We start from the raw sequence: 19,177 nt of genomic DNA on the forward strand, positions 1-19,177 counted from the left end.
CTTAAATCCCCATGGAAGCAATTTACATAGCTTACACTATTTCAAATGTCGTGGGCTTGTTCTTCTTGCTAGTGACGATAAAATGGCCCAAACTGGCCCGATTGCTATTCGTTTTATTATTTGCCGGGGCAAGCTGGTTCAATTACATTACCTGTCACACCACTCCGGAAGCCTACCTGATGTACGCAGAATCATCTGTGTTGGAGTGTTACAAGGTTTTCATCACAGGATGGTTCAGTCAACACATTACTGCAGTTGTCAGCATTATCGCTATTGGTCAGGCAATGATTGCTATCGGCATGCTACTTAACAACTGGTGGATAAAGTTGGCAAGTTCAGGCATCATCTTGTTTCTCGCATGTATTGCACCATTTGGCATCTACTCAGCCTTTCCATTCTCTGTCACCGTATCTTTATCGGCTTGGTTTATTCTGAAAAAGGATAATTTGGATTATCTCTGGAAATTTCGGTCTCCGGGCACTTCTCCAAATAGCGGTTGAAAAAATTGAAGCTTTGCTGTTTAAGGAGGTAGATTGTGTAATTTTAAGTGCAAAAAACAACGCCTGTTTATGCTCATTGGTCGCCTCGCCTTCTTAGTTCTTGCATGTATCTCCCTCGCCCCGGCAGCTGCACAATCCCACCTCCCGACAGAGCCTCCTCGCCCACCCAAACCGGCCGCAGACTGGCTGCTGGACAATTCGACTTTTAAAGCAGATGTATATCAAGGGCAGTCGCCGAAAGAAATTGCTATTTCCAACGGCCTCATCCGGCGTACCTTTCGCCTTGCTCCCAACGGAGCTACCGTGGGCCTCGACAACCTGATGACAGGCGAAAGCCTTCTGCGAGGCGTAAAACCCGAAGCTGAAATCACCATCGACGGCATTACCTACGCAGTGGGTGGCCTAAAGGGTCAGCGAAATTATGCCTACCTGCGCAAAGAATGGATCGACCAGCTGACCAACGATCAAGCCTCGCTGCAATTTACCGGCTACGAAGTAAGCGAGCCCAAGGCACCTTTCGAGTGGAAGCAGGTCAGGCATCATGCGGCAAACCTCGATTGGCCTCCGAAAGGCGTGCATCTCCGCATGGACTACCGCATGCCCTTACCTGAGGAGCTGGTTCAATCGGGAAAGTCGCTGCCCAGCGACTATGGCAGAAAGCAATTGATGGCAACTGATTTCAAAGCGCTGGATGCAGCATGGAAGACAACTGCTTCGAAAGCCCACCCCCGCAGCTCATTTGTCAACGAGGGAAAGGTAGGCGAAATCTACACACCACAGAACACCAGCGTATTTGTAGAACATAGCCTAACAGCAGATGTGCATTTGGTGGAGGCTACAATTGACCCGGGTACAGACCAAAGTGGCAACTGGGCGCCAGGTCTGGCTCTGATTTACCCTGACCGCACCGTCAAATTTTCCCTGACGCCTGGCGGTCACGTCAACGATCAGGGAAGATCACTGTTCTCAGTATGGGATGGTGAAAAAGAAATAAAGTGGGCTGGAGAAAGAGTCAATCCGGATTTTAACGGAGCGGTCAGCTTGCGGATCAGATGGGATGAGTCCGGTGTCTATTGCGAAGCCAAACTACCCAACGAAACCTGGCGGCTGGTAGAAAGGCTGGCACCACAAAAAACAAAGCCAGCGAGCGTAAGAGTCGGGAAAATGGATGCCAAAGGCCAGGCCACAGATAACAGTGGAGATTTGGGCGATTTGGTTCGTCTTCACATCACCCACTTTGCTGTGTATGGAGCTTACAACAAGGCTACTGTAGCCACTTCCGCAACGCAAGTAGCCAAAGACCTCAAGGTGTCAGTGCACTACGAGCTCTATGACGGCATTCCGGTGATGGCGAAGTGGATCACCATCGACAATCAATCCAAATCCGCCGTTACGCTGGACCAGTTTACCAGCGAAATCATTGCTGCCGTGGAAGACGGGTCGGCCGTAGAGGCACGGAAATATCTGCCGCACACGCCCAATATTCACGTGGAAACAGACATGGCCTTTGCCAGCTTCGATGCCGACGACGCCAACCACCATGTGGTGCACTGGGGCCCCGACCCGGAGTACAATACCCAGGTCAACTACCTCAAACTGACGCCTTGTCTGTTGAAGGTAAGTCCGGAAGTCGGGCCGGGTCAGCTTATTGCACCAGGCAAAAGCTTCACTTCCTTTCGCACCTTCGTAATGCCTTTCGATAGTTACGATAGAGAGCGCAATGGCCTCGCCCAACGAAAGATGTACCGCACACTGGCACCGTGGACAACCGAAAATCCGCTAATGATGCACGCCCGCTTTGCCGACTGGGAAAGGGTGAAGGTGGCCATTGACCAGGCGGCTGAAGTCGGATTTGAAATGGTGATCCTGACATTCGGCAGCGGTTTCGACATTGAAAACAACAGCCCGGAATACCTGGCCGAAATGAAAAAGTATGCCGACTATGCCAAAAGTAAAGGCGTGGAAATTGGCGGCTATTCTCTGCTCGCTTCCAGAAAAATCGGCAACGGGCAAGATGTGGTGATGCCTGAGGGAATGACACCGACCTTCGGCAACTCCCCCTGCATTGGCAGCGAATGGGGAGAGGAGTACTTCCGGAAGTTGTATGCTTTCTACAAAGAAACAGGATTCACCTTATTAGAGCACGACGGCTCCTATCCTGGCGATGTCTGTACTTCTCACGATCATCCTGGCCATCGTGGCTACGAAGACTCGCAATGGAACCAGTATCAGGTAATCTCTAAGTTCTACCAATGGTGCCGCAGCGAGGGTATTTACCTCAATGTGCCCGACTATTACTATCTGGCCGGGTCTAACAAATCGGGCATGGGCTACCGGGAGGTGAACTGGAGCCTCCCCCGTGCGCAACAGCTCGTCCACACCCGACAAAACATTTACGATGGCTCGTGGGTCAAGCAGTCGTCGATGGGCTGGATGTTTGTGCCGCTGACAGAGTACCATGGCGGTGGATCCGCTGCCACCATCGAACCACTGAATGAACACCTGGATCATTACGAGGGCATGATCACTAGCAACCTTGGCGGTGGCGTACAAGCCTGCTACCGTGGCCCCAGACTCTATGACACCGAAGAAACCAAAACTATGGTAAAAGGCTGGGTAGACTGGTACAAAGCGCATCGCAGTGTTCTGGAAGGAGACATGATTCACCTGCGGCGGCCCGATGGCAGGGATATTGACTATTGGCTGAATGTTCATCCTATGGGAGAAGACAAAGGCCTGCTGTCGGTTTACAATCCACTGGACGTGCCCGTCAAGAAAGAGATTTATGTGCCTTTGTATTATACAGGCTTGTCTCAAAAGGCGGTTGTCAGCGATAGGGATGGAGTGGCCAAGACTTATGATCTTGACCGGGAGTATGGTATCAGGTTACAAGTGGAAGTGCCGGCGAATGGGTTTGAGTGGCTCCTCATTAAATAAAACCTAGCAGGTTGGAGTTATAATTCCGTTTCTGTCAGTCAGAACCTCATCAATAGCGCCGACTCCAGGCCATTGGATCCTGCCTCAGCATGCTGGACAACAGACGGTATAGAGTTGGATTGTGGTCATGAAGCTCGGCGGGACGCTCAAAGAAATTTTCAACAGCAACCGCAAAAAACTCCTGGTCACTTGAGGCACCATATTTCCTGAAAAAAGTTAAATCTCCGGTTTTCATTCTTTCGATTTCTCTCCTCCCCTCCTTAGTAAACTGCACTAAAGAATCGTAGTCCAGGAAATTATACTCTTTGTTTCTTATTGAATCCTCCACTCTTAGCGCATGAGCCATTTCGTGCAGTCCCAGGTTTCTGCCATCCTTTTCATCCATGAGCCCGAAAACGAAGCTTTTCCACGAAAGAGCGATGTAGCCCCCAGCGTGAACCTCCCCTTGATGAAATTGCCCCGTAGCGTTAGACTGATAAACATCCCCAAAAACATATATTCTATCAAAATGTACCAGATAAATCCTGGGGTAGCCGAACGTAATTTGGACAGCTGTGGCACTTATCAAAGCTATCATCTCATCGGTAACCTGGTCGATATCGTGGCCGGGCATAAACTCTTTCGACTTGATAAAATATTGAACTTTTTTCTCAAACAACACTTTTTTCTCATTCGGCAGGGCCTGGTGGTAAGGAAACTTTTCTTTAATAATTTTTAGATATTTTTCATCAAGAGGCTTCCTGATAAAAAACCAATGGAACTTATCTCCCAGAAAAAAATCGAAAGTAGCAGCAAAAATTTCGTAGACGTTTTTAAAAACCTGCACGACTATGAATACCATTGCAAGAGCAAATATGAGGGCAGCTACGTACTCCATTACGACTTGATATCCTTAAAAAAATAGATTGCCCTTCAATATAAGGTAAGGCTTCAATTTAAACCACCCCATCTTACGAAAGGCTAACTTTCCACCTGTTTCTTTATATTCAAAATGGCAACTGAGCCTAACACTAATTCCGCAACCTGTTTAGGTCTCGCTTTTGATCGCAACAACTTTCCCCACTTTATCCCTCCTTATTTTCTCACTTTCATTACCTTTGAAACCGTAATCGTTTTTAAGACTAAACATCCATGGCAGAGAAGAAATCAGTTGCAGAATTGAAAGGTATAGCGTCGCAAGTGCGTCGTGACATTGTTCGTATGGTACACTCATGTCAGTCAGGCCACCCGGGTGGCTCGCTTGGCTGCACCGACTTCTTTGTAGCCCTCTACTTCCATGAGATGAATCACGACCCAAAGTTCAACATGGATGCGAAAGGTGAAGACCTTTTCTTCCTTTCAAACGGACATATTTCGCCAGTTTTCTACAGCGTACTTGCTCATAGCGGTTATTTTCCTGTAAAAGAGCTGGCCACTTTCCGTAAGATCAACTCCCGCCTTCAGGGCCACCCAGCTACACACGAGCACCTACCAGGCATCAGAATTGCTTCAGGTTCACTGGGGCAGGGAATGTCTGTGGCCATTGGTGCAGCCGAAGCGAAGAGGCTCAATAAAGACGATAGCTTTGTGTATGTGCTTATGGGTGATGGCGAGCAGCAGGAAGGCCAGGTATGGGAAGCAGCCATGTATGCCCCCAACCACAAGCTGGATCACCTGATCGCCACCATCGACTGGAACGGTCAGCAGATCGACGGCCCCACTGCCAAAATAAATGACCTCCGGGATCTTCGTGCGAAGTATGAAGCATTTGGATGGGAAGTAATCGAGTCCAACGGCAACGACATGGAAGACATTTTAGCGGCTCTTCAGAAAGCGAAAAGCCTGGCTGGCAAAGGAAAGCCCATCATGAACCTGATGAAAACTGAAATGGGTGCTGGTGTTGATTTTATGATGGGCAGCCACAAATGGCATGGTGTTGCTCCCAACGACGAGCAGCTGGCAGAGGCTTTGGGGCAGCTCGAAGAGACCTTAGGGGATTATTAAACCCAAATCATTTTGAAAAACTTACTCAGGAAAGCTACCGTTATTGCGGGACTGCTCAGTCTTTTCAGCTTTCCTGTGTTTGCTCAGGTGTACAAGCAAAAGCCGCCGGAAAAAACACGTATCCTGTTTTTGCTTGACGCATCCGGCAGTATGCTGGCCAAGCTGGGAAGTGTGCGGCGAATTGATGTAGCCACAAAGCTGCTGTCCGACCTTGTCGACTCCTTGAGTGTCAACCCCAATGTGGAACTGGCACTGAGAGTCTACGGTCACCAGTATGCCAGGGCTTACAACAACTGCACAGATACCAAACTGGAAGTGGGCTTTTCAGCAAAGAACCACCGTGACATTCGTGCCAAGCTATATCAGCTCACACCGCAGGGTAACACGCCCATCGCCTACTCGCTGGAGCAAACTGCCAATGACTTCCCCAAAGTGGACGGCTACAGAAATGTAGTCATCATCATTACCGACGGCATAGAAAGCTGCGAGGGGGATCCCTGTGCCGTTTCCAAAGCACTGCAGTCGAAGAATATCTTTCTGAAACCCTTCGTTATCGGCCTGGGCCTGGGGTTAGAATACGAGAAGAACTTCGAATGCCTGGGCAAGTACTTCGATGCTACAGACGTGCCCAAGTTCAAAAAGTCGCTCAACGAAGTGCTGAGGCAAACCCTGATGGAGACCACAGCCAGTGTAGAGCTACTCAATGAAAACAATGCGCCCATTGTAACAGATGTGAACGTCAGCTTTATCAATACAGTGACACGGCAGTCCGTTTACGACTTTGTGCACTACAGGGACAAACTGGGCCGCCCCGACTCTGTAATCCTCGATGCGGTGCTCACTTATGACGTGGTGGCCAATACAGTACCCCCTGTGGTAAAAAGAAATGTGGCACTTGTAGGTGGCATCCACAATATAATCGACATCCCTACCCCACAGGGCAATTTAGTTTTTCAAATGCCCGGTGCCTCAGAGTACGGCAATCCGGTGCAGGCGTCGGTACGTCTGCCGGGTCAAACACAGAGTCTCAACATCCAAAAACTGACTGAGCCCTTTCTTTACCTCGCAGGCACCTACGACATCGAAGTGCAAACTTTTCCACGCACCTTTATAAGGGGCTATACTATAAAGCCTTCTCAGGACAATTCCATTACCCTTCCGGGGCCGGGAGTTCTCAACCTGACTATGGGCGTGCGGGGCATTGGGAGTCTCTACAAAATCAACCCCGATGGGTCGCAGGAGTGGGTTTGTAACTTTCCCGGAAATATCACCTCTTTTGTTAGCGCTATTCAGCCCGGAGAGTATAAATTTGTGTTTCGTGCACAAAGCGCAAACGGCAGTAAGTTTACAGAAATAAAGAAATTCAGCATAAGAACTGGTTCCACAGAAACCATCAAACTATACGGTAGATGACGAAATTTGAAATACTCGGAAAAAACGACACCCGCTCCGGCTTCGGAGTAGGCTTGCTAGAGGCTGGCCAGCAAAACCCCAATGTTGTTGCCCTTTGTGCCGACCTTATCGGCTCATTAAAAATGGATGCCTTTATTAAGGAGTTTCCAGAACGATTTTTTCAGGTAGGCATTGCCGAAGCCAACATGATGGGCATTGCTGCTGGCCTTACCATCGGAGGCAAGATTCCCTTCACCGGTACTTTCGCTAACTTTTCTACAGGAAGGGTCTATGATCAGATTCGTCAGTCAATTGCCTATTCAGGGAAAAACGTGAAGATATGCGCCTCACATGCAGGCGTTACCCTCGGCGAAGACGGCGCCACCCACCAGATTCTCGAAGACATTGGTATGATGAAAATGCTGCCAGGCATGACCGTCATCAATCCATGTGACTACAATCAAACGAGGCAGGCTACCGTAGCCATCGCTAAATATGAAGGGCCGGTTTACCTGCGCTTTGGCCGACCAAAGGTGCCTATCTTTATTAAAGAGGACATGCCTTTCGTGATTGGCAAGGCGCTGAAGCTGGTTGAAGGAAGCGATGTCAGTATTTTTGCCACAGGTCACCTGGTGTGGGAGGCTGTTCTGGCAGAAGAAATACTGAGAGAAAAAGGCATCAGCACTGAGATCATCAATATACATACCATCAAACCGCTGGATGAGAAAGCCATTCTCGACTCGGTGGCCAAAACTGGTTGCGCCGTTTCCGCCGAAGAGCACCAAATGAATGGTGGCCTTGGCGATAGTATTGCTCAGACGCTGGCAACACACAACCCGCTTCCACAGGAGTATGTAGCTGTAAAAGACAGCTTTGGTGAAAGCGGTGTACCGGAACAATTGATGGAAAAATACGGCTTAAATGCAGCCCATATAGTGGAAGCAGCACTGAAGGCAATAGAAAGAAAGCGTAAGAAATAGAAGGTAAAATCAACTTTTTTGAAATTTACGTTCATAATTTAAAGCAAAAAAGGGCTCCAACTGGAGCCTTTTTGTTTTTCATAGCAATTCAATCTTACATCCTTCTGAGTGGTGAAGAATCACCTCATAGCACGCTCATCACGCCCTCACCGGATTTTCCGTTGAATACGGTCTATTTTCTTACGTAAGGTTTAAGTGATTGAACAGTAAAGAACTAATTCATCCGACACGGGTAAGGAGGGCCTCCTAAAGTCAACTTTTCGGGCCATTGAGCGCCATACCTTTGAGATATCAAAACTCTCAAAGCTATGACCCGCTTACTTACATCACTTACGATTCTTCTTCTTACAGTCGGCGCAACATTCGCCCAGCAGATACAATGGGCTTCATCTGTCGACTATCAGTACAACCAATTTGCCGATGCTGATTACTCTGGTAACACGGCCACAGGCGAACCAGATGCTTTCCCTCTTGGATTTTTAAATCCACGGGCATTCAGACTGAAAGACGAAAAAGCTTTCGGCTCATTAATGCTTGAGTTTGACAAGCCACAGACTGTTCAGCAGTTGATAATTGTAGAAAGCTATATGCCCGGAAGGGTTACAAAAATTGCCCTTTTGGATGAGGTGGGCAATAAGTACCCTATTTATAACAAGGAGGCTGTCGATGTTGACGAAAGATTCCGCACGTTGCTAATCAGCATCCCTGTGACCTACTACGCTGTAAAAAGGGTTGAGATTGTTGTGGACACCGAAGCGGCCGAAGGTTGGGCACAAATAGACGCCGTAGGTGTTTCAAATACTGCATCGGCATCAGATATAAAAACTTCACTGCACGAAAAATACGGTAGGCTTAACTTCAAAGACGAAATCTTTTTCACCTCGACTAAAGAAAACCTGGGAGGAACCGTTAACTCGCTTTTCCCGGAAGCTAAGCCGGTTATCTCGGCCGATGGAAAGACGCTTTATTTCGCAAGACAAAACAGCGACAACAACATCGGCGGTCAGTCGGACGATCAGGACATCTATGTGTCCTACTTCGAAAACGGAGCCTGGACAGAAGCTGAAAATATTGGCGAACCTTTGAACGATAGGTTTGCGAATGGTGTGTGTAGTGTTAGCCCAGATGGTAACACCCTCCTCCTTATGAATGCATACAGTGAGGCGGGTGCTACCCAAAGGGGTGTTTCAATTGCCAGAAAGACGCCCTACGGATGGGACGAACCAGCACCCGTTGTTATTAATAACTTTGAGCCCAAAGGAAAATACCTCGACTTCTTTATGAGCGCTAGTGAGGAGGCGTTGATCATGGCCTATCAGGCAAAAGACGGCGGATACGGTGACCAGGACTTATATGTCAGCATCAAGCAAGGCAACAACACCTATGCCAGGCCAAGGAACCTTGGAAAAATTCTTAATACAAATAAAGCAGAGTTCAGCCCTTTCCTTGCTCCTGACAACAAGACGCTGTATTTCGCCAGCAACGGCCACGGCGGCATGGGTGGAAGCGATATCTTTTACACGAAAAGACTAGACGACACCTGGACTAACTGGAGCACACCAGTAAACATGGGATCCAACATCAACACAGCCGAGTGGGACGCTTACTACTCCATTTCAGCCGACGGCAGCAAGGCGTTCTTTACTTCAAGTGACGAGAGCAGCGTTGGAGCAAGAGACATTTACTCGATTTCGTTGGAAAACGAGCTGAAGCCTGAGCCTGTTATGCTGGTAAGAGGAAAAGTTTTCGACAGCAAAACAAACGAACCTATCATGGCCGACATCATCTTTGAGACCTACTTTGAAGGTAAGAAAGAAGGCATGGCCAGTCCCGACAGTAAGACGATGGAATACAAAGCGATTCTGAGCCGGGGTAACAAATACAGAATCCTGGCTTATGCCGAAGGGTATATGCCGCTGGACATCGGTATTGACGTGCTCGCTTTCGATGCTTACTCGGAACTTCACAAGGACATCTACCTGGATCCGATAGCCCTTGGCGACCTAATCACATTCAATAATATCCTTTTCAATAAATCAACCCCTGAGCTGCTACCTGAGTCAGACACAGACCTAGCCATGCTGGAAACCCTCCTTAGAGAAAATCCTAACATGGTAGTGGAGCTGGCCGGGCACACCGACAGCTGGGGTGATCTAAGTAAAAACTTCAAATTGTCGCAGGAGCGTGTAGACGTAGTGAAAAACTACCTGACTATGAGAGGCATTGACGCAAGAAGATTGCAGGCAAAAGGCTACGGAGGCAGTCAGCCGGTAGCCAGCAACGCCACCGAAGAATCGAGACAGCTTAACCGACGAGTGGAAGTTAAAGTATTAAAGAATTAAAGATCCAGTGATGGAAAGAGAGTAGTTTACTAGAAAGGACCCCGGCAGTGTCGGGGTTCTTTTTTTGTGTGCAGTGAGGCAGTGTCGGCACCGCCCATAGCGGTCAGACACAGTTGGATTACCTTTCTGCTAATGCTCCTACCTGATGGCTTTAGCACCAGCAACCCGGCGGCTGACGGCCCCAGCGCTTTATCCCTCCTCGCCGTACCGACGCCTGGACTGACAGTAAGCCTGCGGAATTGCCCCAATTCTCCCTACCTTTGCCGCATGCTTTCCAACAGACAACTCTTTCAGCAGCATCTCGCCCAAACTTCAGAGTTTCCTTTGATGACCGAAGTGGAAAAAGCCGAAGGCATTTACCTCTATACTCCAGAGGGAAAAAAAATCATTGACCTGATTTCCGGAATCGGCGTCAGCAACATCGGGCACCGCCACCCAAAAGTGGTTGCCGCCATCAAAGATCAAGTCGACAAATACCTCCACGTAATGGTCTATGGAGAGTTTGTCGAAAGCCCACAGGTGAAACTGGCCAAAGCTTTGTCAGACACCCTCCCCGACCCTCTCGACAACATCTTCTTAGTCAACTCCGGTAGCGAGGCAGTGGAAGGTGCTCTCAAACTCGCCAAGCGCTTCACAGGTAAACCCAATCTGGTTTCCTGCTTCTCTTCCTACCATGGCAGCAGCCACGGCGCATTATCTGTGACTGGCGATGAAGTTTTCAAACAAAAATTCAGACCACTGCTTCCTGGCGTTAAGCACATCACTTTTGGCCACATCCCAGACCTAATGGTGATCGATGAGCAGACAGCTGCCGTCATCATAGAAACCGTACAAGGCGAGGCTGGCGTAAAATCCGCTACCAGGGAGTATTTCAAAGCCTTAAGACAGCGGTGCAGCGAAACAGGCACCTTACTCATACTGGACGAAATTCAATGTGGCTTTGGCAGAACCGGCAGCTTCTGGGCATTTGAGCAGTACGGCATTGTACCTGACATTGTAGTGGCGGCAAAAGGCATGGGAGGCGGAATGCCCATAGGTGCCTTCATATCGTCCAAAAAGGTCATGCATGTGCTTACCGACAACCCCGTACTTGGGCACATCACCACTTTTGGCGGGCACCCTGTTTCAGCGGCAGCTTCGCTGGCCACCCTCGGGGTAATTCAGGAACAAAAACTGTTTACTGAAGCTGAAAAGAAAGCAGCCCTTTTTAAAAAACTCCTGAAGCATTCTTCTATTCAGGAAATTAGAAACAACGGGCTAATGATGGCGGTTCAGTTCGAAAGTTTTGATATACTTAAACCAATTCTCGATCTTTGCCTCGAGCGAGGCGTGCTTTCCGACTGGTTTCTTTTCAACAACAGTGCCATGCGAATTGCTCCACCACTTACCATAAACACCACACAGATCGAGGAGGCCTGTGAAATAATATTGGGTGCAATCAAAGACGCCTAATCCGGGTGTTGTTATCATCAATACATTAAATGATATTACCGGCCATTAAGGCTCGTCTATTTATGGAAGATATAGGAAAAGTAGAACTCCGTGCGCTAAAATCATCTGACTATCAGGGGTTAAAAGACTCCATGATTGCTGCCTACCCAAACTGGCCGGGTGCGTTTTGGGGTGAAAAGCATATTGAGACCCTTCTCAGAATATTTCCAAAGGGTCAAATAGCCATATTCGTTGATGATGAACTTGCCGGATGCGCCTTATCGCTCATCGTCACCTACGAACACTTTGGTGATGCACATACTTACGAGGAAATTACCGGTAAGTATACCTTCAACACACACAATCCGAAAGGGGATGTCCTGTATGGCATCGATTTGTTTATCAAGCCAGAATACAGAGGTCTTAGACTGGGCCGACGACTATACGACGCCCGGAAGTCGCTTTGTGAAGACCTCAATCTAAAAGCCATCATCTTCGGTGGAAGGATTCCAAAGTACCATGAGTATGCCAGGGACTTCAGCCCCAAGGAGTACATCCAGAAGGTAAAGTTCAAAGAGATTTATGACCCCACACTCACTTTTCAGTTATCGAACGACTTCCACGTAAAGAAGGTACTTAAAGATTATCTTCCAGGCGATAAAGAATCGAAGGACTATGCTGTTTTGCTGCAGTGGGACAATATTTACTATGAAAAGGCCAACTCAAGAAAGCTACTTGACAAGTCAATAGTAAGGCTTGGATTAGTGCAGTGGCAAATGCGCCTTTATAAAGACATAGACGACCTTTTTGAGCAAGTGGAGTTTTTCGTAGATGCAACTTCGGCTTACAAAAGCGATTTTTGCTTGTTCCCTGAATTCTTCAACGCCCCTTTGATGGCGGCGCATAATAACTTGAATGAGGCAGCAGCCATCAGGAAACTGGCTGAGTATACCGACGAGATAAGGGACAGGTTTATCCAATTGGCGATAAGCTACAATGTTAATATTATCACTGGCAGTATGCCTTCCATGCGTGGCGATAAGCTATTCAATGAAGGCTTTGTTTGTAGAAGAAATGGCACTTTCGATAGTTACGAGAAAATCCACGTGACACCTGACGAAGCGAAGTTTTGGGGGTTGACTGGTGGCAACAAGGTGGAAGTCTTTGAAACGGATTGCGGTCCTATCGGGGTACTTATCTGCTATGATTCCGAATTTCCTGAGCTGTCAAGAATACTAGCCAATCAGGGCATGAAAATCCTTTTCGTTCCTTTCCTCACCGACACACAGAATGGCTACGGTAGGGTGCGTTATTGCTGTAGAGCCCGGGCTATTGAAAATGAGTGCTATGTGGCTATTGCCGGCAGCGTAGGTAACCTGCCCAAGGTGTCGAACATGGACATCCAGTTTGCACAATCGGCTGTGTTTACGCCAAGCGACTTCTCCTTTCCTACCAACGGCATCAAAGCAGAAGCGACGCCTAACACAGAGATGATTCTGGTGGCGGATGTTGACCTCGACCTGCTGAAGGAGCTCCACAACTTTGGCTCAGTGCGCAACCTGAAGGACAGGCGGACGGATATTTACGATGTGATTAAGAAGTAAGGTAGCTTCAAAAAAAGCCAGAAAAGCTCCGTCATCGCAGCGCAGTGGAGAAATCCCCATAATGATTGCAGCGTATTTATCCAGCTCACTGCCATTATCCAGGGGATGCCTCGCTCCTTCGTCGCCATCGGCATGACGTTGTTTCGGCGGCCTCAGATGTCACACCGGATACTCATACCCTTTCCTGTACTCCCTCGAAAGCAGCTTATTCGCTTCCGGATCGTTGATCACCTCCTGCTTGTCGCCGTCCCATTCGATGCTGCGCCCCGCCTTCGCTGACACCATCGCCAGCAAGCTGATATTGGTGGCCAGCTGTCCATTGATCATAGGGTTGATGGTTTGGCCTTTGCTTTCAATCACTTTGAGAAAGTCAGTCCACAGCTCTTTGATGTTCTGCTGATCAGGCTCATGCAGCACAGGGGCTACGTGGATCGTTTCCTGTTTCTTGTTGACAGGGTAAAACGTCCAGCCATCGATCCAGCCAAGGTGAAGCACTCCTTCTGTACCATAGAAGTAGCAGCCTACATCCGGGCCCTCCTGGCGGTTACCTGCGTAGTTGCGGTTTTCCCAATGAAGTGTGAATGACTCAAAGTCAAACACGGCCAGCTGTGTATCGGCGGCATCTGTGCTGTCTTCCCTAATCCGCCTGGTCGCACTTGAGTATATTCTCTTTGGCGCTTTTTCTTCTGACCACCAAAGCACCTGATCGAACCAATGCACACCCCAGTCGCTGATGGTGCCGTTGGCGAAGTTGAGGTGCTGACGGAAGCCACGAGGATGAATCGTTTTATTGTAAGGAACCAGCTGTGCCGGACCGCAGTACATATCCCAATCCATGCCTTCCGGGGCTTCTGAATTAGGTGTGATGCTGCCAGGGCCGCCTCCATAGTTGATGAAGCATTTCACGCTGCCAATTTTCCCAAGCTTACCCGAGCGCAAAAACTCATTGGCTGAGATATTGTGCGGCGATGCTCTGCGATGTAAACCAATCTGAACCACTTTTCCGGTCGACTGCGCTGCCCTCACCATAGCCTTGCCTTCATTGATAGTATGGCAAATCGGCTTTTCGCAATAAACATGGGCACCGCTTTTTAGTGCATCTATGGCAGCCAAGGCATGCCAGTGATCAGGCGTAGCGACGATGACAATCTCCGGTTTCTCCCGCTGAAGCATTTCCTTGTAGTTGGTATAAGGCTTCGGCTTTTTGCCTGTCAGCTTTTCTACTTTTTCAAGGGCAGGCATAAGCTGGTTTTTGTCTACGTCGGCCATGGCCACTACCTTGCTACGACCGGAGGCCATCGCTTCCCCAAGGATGTTCATACCCCACCAGCCAGTGCCAATGAGTGCGACCTTATAGGTGGCTTGTTGCCGTGCAATGCCCATCAGGGGGATGGCCGAAAAGGCAGCGCTGGCGGCGATGCCAGCAGAGGTAGTTTTAATGAAGTATCGTCTGTCCATGGGTGCGTAGTTTTAGTTCTCAATCGAACGGCTAAAAAGCTACAAAAAATACTTCCCAGACACCAGCGAATAATGATAAATGACACGAGACACTTGCTACAGCCGTTTGTCTATTTTGCTCTCTTTAAGTTTTTTTTGAAATAGCTACGAGATACTTCGCCCCCACAGTAGTCATGAAACCTTGGTAGGGTGTGGATAACCATACCAAAAAAGCACAATGCCATACTGACAAATTCCGCCAGCTAAACCACCCAATCCTCAGTATTCATAGGAGAGAACAGAAAGCTCGAACATATACAAACTTACCGATAGCCATCATTCTAGTCCCTTTTTTGTCGGGTTCCAAAACGGCTTGGTTTTTACTTGTTTGGCATCCCATTGCAGCTCTTTTCTAAAATATTGATTGAGCGCAACACATACCCGGCTATCTCCAGCTAGATAAACTATCTTTCTACCCTTCATTTTTGGAACAAGTTTTTTGACCTCCTCCACAATTTCAGGGACAGGATTTGGAGGCATCTCATAAAAAGTAAAAGGTGTGGCACCATCCACATCTGGAAAGAGCTCAGATCTGTCCTGACTATATGCAATACCAGCTACCTGCTGTTGTTTTGAGAAACTTCGATTGATCATGTACAGATGAGACAATGCTGATAAATCGCCAATCATCAGATAGCTATCTGCCGAGTCATCCACCAGGAAGTTGCCTTTTTTCCACTTGAAGTAAACTGTGTCGCCTGGTTTACTCTGCGCTGCCCATGCGGCCCCAATACCACTGCTGTGTGCGGCTATGGCAATATCCAGGAATCCTTTAGATTTGTTGATATCCCAAACACTGTAACTTCGTACCTTGTCGTTGATAGGGATGTCTTCATTGTCGATGCCAATCCCCAAGCGTAAAAAGTAACCCGGGGTAAAATCGGCTTTGGCTATGCTTTCACTTTTTAAACGAATCTTATAGGCAGCTGATGAAAGTTTCGTTTTCTCTTCAATAGTTGCCTCTTGCAGCACCACCTTTTTTAACAATTTTTCAATTATACCCATGAGCTAGTTTTCGGATTTCCGTTGTCTCTCGTTCTACTGTCTTCACCGGGTTTCAGCCTTCTTTCTTAAAAGCCTGAACCATCGCTTGTGGAGTCATATGAGGTCTCCCAGCAGCCCTTTCAAAATCAGAGATTACCTCATTTGTACCATTTTTAATCCCTTCGTAGATCCCGGCGATGATGGTTCCGATAAATTCTCCCAGCTCCGCTTTTCTTTCCCTGGCATAGTCTTCAACTGATACAGCATTGTATTTGAGGTCGGTTCCGTATACTTGATTGATCAAATTTGCCAACTCCGTTTGGGTAATCGGCTCGCCTACCAAGTTATACGTCTTTCCAATATGCTGTTCACCTGTTATCATTTGAGTGTAAGCATGAGCCAACTCTTCTCTGCTTGTATAGCCACATTTTCCATCCCCTGCGCAATTTCTGATCTCACCTGCTTCGACGTAATGGTCTAAATACTCCAGATCTGGCTCAATGTATATACCGTTTCGACCAATCACCCATTGAAGCCCGGATTCCCGAACATCAGCCTCGGTTTGGCGATTGCTTTGAACAACCGGGCTAAAGGCCGTTTTTGCCTCATCTCCCACAATGCTGGTGTAAACGATCTTTTTGACACCATTAACTTTCGCTGCTTCAATGACATTTCGATGTTGTTGAATCCGTTTTTGTGGGTCGTCCATCCCAGAAAGCAAAAGAACTGCGTCGATGCCTTTCAAAGCCTCATCAAATTGTTGACGATTGTTGTAATCCCCTTTTCGGATTTCAACGCCAAGGTGTTTGGCCTTCTCGGGTGTTCGTGCGATGCCGACTACATTTTCTTCCCCTATTTCTTTTATCAGCTGCTTTACGATGGCTGACCCCAATTGGCCGCTGGCCGATGTTACTGCTATTTTCATTTTATTCTCTTTTCATTTTTTAAGCTATCTAAGCTTTGTTTGCTCCTCTTTCCTTTCGGAGCGTAATCACCTTTGCTTTTATCGCTGGTATTCTGATAACAAAGCCAACGCCAACAATTACTGCGTATATCATCCAGGTTTTATCCAGAATAGCCACATGCAATAAGCTCAAAATGATGGCCACATAAGCCATACTTTGAAGCTTTTTCCATTTTGCCTTAAGCCACTTCATAGCTTTTCTGTTGGAGGTAAGAAATAGCGGAACTAGCACCAAAACGGCTACAAACCCAGCGATATAATTCACTTGAGTAAATGTCTCAAGAAAGCCTTCCCATCGTATAAAAATGATAAAGTGCAGGAAACTCCATACGGCGGTTGCAATGCCCATTGCCTGCCTCACAAATAGATTGTTGACGCCAAAGAGGATGTAAAACGGCGTGCAAGTAAGGACGGCCGTCATCCAACGTATGGCAAACTCTCCGGAAATATGATACATCATTTCCAAAGTCGTTTTGCCTTCGCTTCCGGCTCCTTCAATTAAGCTGATGGATAAACCATTGGTAAAATCAATATTCACCATATTGAAAATGATAAACATTGGTGCTGTTGCCAGTAAGGCGACAGTCATCCACCCGTAGCTTCTTTTGATAAAATTCATACTTCTTATTGGTCTTTAGCGCCTCCAGTTCTTTTTTCGGCTTTTCCTTTAAATTTTTGCTTGGCCTGTTTTAGCTGGCCTATTTTTTTGAAGGCCTCCTCATCCTGCACTTCCCGATAAGAAGCGGACCTATCTATTTCTTTGATTTTTGACCTGCGGCGACAGGTAGGATAAAGCGCTACTTGACTATCCCTTATTTTAAGCAAAGGTCAGTTTACCTCTACCTTAATAAAAGGTACATCCACCACTAAAAATGGTAAATATGAAACCGAATGACTAAAGTGACGCCCTGTACTGTTTAGGTGAAACACCTGTGTGCTTCTTAAAGAACTTAGTGAAGTTGGTTACTTCGTCAAAGCCCATTTGATAAGCAACCTCTTTTAGGCCAATCCGGCTGCTCATAATAGTTCGCTTGACTTCCAAAATCACATATTGGTCAATAAAAGACTTAGCTGTGTTTAAGGTGAATTGCCGAACGATACTATTCAGATGCTTGGCTGACAAGGACATGCTTTCCGCATAGTCTTTAACATTGCGGGAGTTGAGCTCTCTGCTTTCTACCAAATTTTTGAACTGAATAAACAGTGCATAATGGCTCTTACTATGCCTTGAAGGCAAGCTGCCGTAAGACAATCGTTCCAATCTTAACAAATACAACTCCACTATTTTGGCAATAATTTCCTTTTGGGCGTAGGTGTTATTGCTTGCAATTTCCTGATCAATTTGCTCCAGAAAAAAATCATTAAACGTGCAATTGTCTACCAGCGGTTCAGAAATGTGGTAGTTGTATAAATGCGTAATAAAATCGACAGAAGACCTTGAGAAATACTTAAGCACAAACTCTTCGGTAAAGGCCAAGAGAACGCCATCGTAGCTTAAGTTTTCCTGAAAAGCATGAACCTGACCTTTGGCAATTTTGATGACCGCCCCCTGCGTCAATGGGTATTTCTTCAAATCAACCTGGTGACTTCCGGTTCCCCGTGTAACTATGAGCAAGGCAAAAAAACTGAGCCGGTGCGGCAACCTTGGATTATGATCGGGAGCATCATCAATTCTAGAAAACAATTCGGATAAAGTGAGAAACTCTATATCCGTTGCATCTTTGGTGCTTTGAAATGCTATGTTGGGAATAGAGTTCAATTATTATGTGTATTAGCTTGCTGGCCACGTTTCGCAAAATGAATTGGCCGTTTAATGCAGTTCCCTCACCACTAGCCCTTGGCCATGCCCTAACTACAGTAGCTTTAGCTAAGGCTGGCCAACGAATAAAATTATACTTTGTGGCGGACAATCCAAGTCATCAAGTGATAAATGAGCACCTAAGGTTTAACACACTGAGTATCCCACTATGATAATCTGTTTTAGGACTTTTTTGTCTGGGACAAGTGTAACGCTAACATGGATAATCAGAATGTTTTTCTACCACTTTCAAGATTAAGGCCTCATTTCCCTATCTTAGAATCCAAACCAGATTTAGAATGCCGCAATTCACCCTCCATATTAATGGTTCCCAAAAAATGGTCGATACCGAACCCGACACCCCTTTGCTGTATGTGCTCCGGGACTACCTCGCACTCAATGGCCCCAAGTTTGGCTGTGGCCTTTCACAATGTGGGGCCTGTATGGTGCTATTGGATGGACGTGCCACCACCAGCTGCATGATCCCGGTGTCGGCTATTGGAAACACCGAAATCACTACGCTGGAGGGGCTGGCAGATGAAAATGGTAAGCTTCACGTGGTGCAGGAAGCCTTTGTGAAGGAACAGGCCGCCCAGTGTGGCTACTGCCTGAATGGAATGGTCATAGCAGCCGTGGATCTGTTGGAAAAGAACCCCCAGCCCGATGATGCCACTATCAGAGAAGCATTAAAATTAAATTTGTGTCGTTGCGGCGCACATACACGGGTGATCAAAGCCATAAAACGTGCAGCAAAAATTCAATAAC

Annotated in this window: 15 protein-coding genes; 9 read left to right on the forward strand and 6 right to left on the reverse strand. The window is 47.3% G+C overall.

Annotated elements, in window-relative coordinates:
* Positions 1–11 precede the first annotated feature (11 nt).
* Both RIG68_RS23805 and RIG68_RS23810 read left to right on the forward strand, forming a co-directional pair.
* Positions 12–500, forward strand: a complete 489-nt coding sequence (locus RIG68_RS23805; RefSeq protein WP_350128310.1) for a hypothetical protein — start codon at positions 12–14, stop codon at positions 498–500.
* A 69-nt stretch (positions 501–569) separates the two neighbouring features.
* On the forward strand, positions 570–3,437 hold the full coding sequence (locus RIG68_RS23810) for a hypothetical protein (protein ID WP_350128313.1): 2,868 nt from the start codon (positions 570–572) through the stop codon (positions 3,435–3,437).
* Positions 3,438–3,486: 49 nt separating this feature from the next.
* Here RIG68_RS23810 and RIG68_RS23815 read toward each other — a convergent pair whose 3' ends face one another.
* Entirely contained in the window at positions 3,487–4,314 is an 828-nt protein-coding gene (locus tag RIG68_RS23815) for a zinc-dependent peptidase (protein WP_350128316.1), read from the reverse strand.
* A 254-nt stretch (positions 4,315–4,568) separates the two neighbouring features.
* On the opposite strand from RIG68_RS23815, the gene RIG68_RS23820 reads away from it, so the two are divergent.
* From RIG68_RS23820 to RIG68_RS23845, 6 genes are all read left to right on the forward strand, one after another.
* Positions 4,569–5,420, forward strand: a complete 852-nt coding sequence (locus RIG68_RS23820) for a transketolase (protein WP_350128319.1) — start codon at positions 4,569–4,571, stop codon at positions 5,418–5,420.
* Between the two features lie 12 nt (positions 5,421–5,432).
* Positions 5,433–6,833 carry a vWA domain-containing protein gene (locus RIG68_RS23825; protein ID WP_350128322.1) on the forward strand — a complete coding sequence of 467 codons (1,401 nt, stop codon included), beginning with the start codon at positions 5,433–5,435 and terminating at the stop codon, positions 6,831–6,833.
* Entirely contained in the window at positions 6,830–7,792 is a 963-nt protein-coding gene (locus RIG68_RS23830) for a transketolase family protein (RefSeq protein ID WP_350128325.1), read from the forward strand. Before RIG68_RS23825 ends, RIG68_RS23830 begins: the two co-directional genes overlap by 4 nt.
* Before the next feature lie 308 nt (positions 7,793–8,100).
* On the forward strand, positions 8,101–10,134 hold the full coding sequence (locus tag RIG68_RS23835; RefSeq protein WP_350128328.1) for an OmpA family protein: 2,034 nt from the start codon (positions 8,101–8,103) through the stop codon (positions 10,132–10,134).
* Between the two features lie 267 nt (positions 10,135–10,401).
* Positions 10,402–11,586 carry an aspartate aminotransferase family protein gene (locus RIG68_RS23840; protein WP_350128769.1) on the forward strand — a complete coding sequence of 395 codons (1,185 nt, stop codon included), beginning with the start codon at positions 10,402–10,404 and terminating at the stop codon, positions 11,584–11,586.
* 62 nt (positions 11,587–11,648) lie between these two features.
* Positions 11,649–13,169 (forward strand): carbon-nitrogen hydrolase family protein, encoded by a 1,521-nt coding sequence (locus RIG68_RS23845; protein ID WP_350128331.1) that lies wholly within the window; start codon positions 11,649–11,651, stop codon positions 13,167–13,169.
* 159 nt (positions 13,170–13,328) lie between these two features.
* On the opposite strand, the gene RIG68_RS23850 is transcribed toward RIG68_RS23845, so the two are convergent.
* From RIG68_RS23850 to RIG68_RS23870, 5 genes are all read right to left on the reverse strand, one after another.
* Complete coding sequence (locus RIG68_RS23850; protein WP_350128334.1) at positions 13,329–14,627, reverse strand: Gfo/Idh/MocA family protein; 1,299 nt, start codon at positions 14,625–14,627, stop codon at positions 13,329–13,331.
* A gap of 315 nt (positions 14,628–14,942) precedes the next feature.
* The gene (locus RIG68_RS23855) at positions 14,943–15,671 is read right to left on the reverse strand and encodes a siderophore-interacting protein (RefSeq protein WP_350128337.1); all 729 of its coding nucleotides are present in this window, start codon (positions 15,669–15,671) and stop codon (positions 14,943–14,945) included.
* A 52-nt stretch (positions 15,672–15,723) separates the two neighbouring features.
* A complete protein-coding gene (locus RIG68_RS23860; RefSeq protein ID WP_350128340.1) occupies positions 15,724–16,575 on the reverse strand; it encodes an SDR family oxidoreductase in 852 nt (283 codons plus the stop codon).
* A 28-nt stretch (positions 16,576–16,603) separates the two neighbouring features.
* Positions 16,604–17,233, reverse strand: coding sequence for a ferric reductase (locus tag RIG68_RS23865; protein WP_350128343.1), 630 nt, complete (start codon positions 17,231–17,233; stop codon positions 16,604–16,606).
* A 276-nt stretch (positions 17,234–17,509) separates the two neighbouring features.
* Positions 17,510–18,373: a helix-turn-helix domain-containing protein gene (locus RIG68_RS23870; protein ID WP_350128346.1), complete on the reverse strand. Its 864-nt coding sequence runs from the start codon at positions 18,371–18,373 to the stop codon at positions 17,510–17,512.
* Between the two features lie 338 nt (positions 18,374–18,711).
* On the opposite strand from RIG68_RS23870, the gene RIG68_RS23875 reads away from it, so the two are divergent.
* Positions 18,712–19,176 (forward strand): (2Fe-2S)-binding protein, encoded by a 465-nt coding sequence (locus RIG68_RS23875; RefSeq protein ID WP_350128349.1) that lies wholly within the window; start codon positions 18,712–18,714, stop codon positions 19,174–19,176.
* Position 19,177 lies beyond the last annotated feature (1 nt).

The organism is Imperialibacter sp. (genome assembly GCF_040222385.1).
Taxonomy (GTDB): Bacteria; Bacteroidota; Bacteroidia; order Cytophagales; family Cyclobacteriaceae; genus Imperialibacter.